Below are 219 nucleotides of genomic sequence, written 5' to 3'. Positions count from 1 at the left end.
AGTGCTGTTGATGGCGCAGTCGTAGCAACGTTCGAAACCACTGACGAAGATGGCGATGATGTGACGGTTACGCTAAGCGATACCGTTAATTATGCAATTGTCGATGGCTCAATTGTGCTAACGGAAGCGGGCGCTGAGTTAGTCAACAGCGGCGAAGAACTCCCAACGTTCACGCTTATTCCCAATGATGGCACAGTAGACGGCGAAGCCGTGTCTGTT

At 51.1% G+C, this 219-nt stretch carries 1 protein-coding gene; it reads left to right on the top strand.

Annotated features, from left to right (window positions below):
* On the top strand, positions 1–219 hold a 219-nt coding region (locus GQR39_RS20150), incomplete at both ends, for a hypothetical protein (protein WP_165736437.1).

It is taken from the genome of Pseudoalteromonas sp. C8 (assembly GCF_011378685.1).
Taxonomy (GTDB): Bacteria; Pseudomonadota; Gammaproteobacteria; order Enterobacterales; family Alteromonadaceae; genus Pseudoalteromonas; species Pseudoalteromonas arctica.
This window is presented reverse-complemented; position numbering and strand designations above follow the sequence as displayed.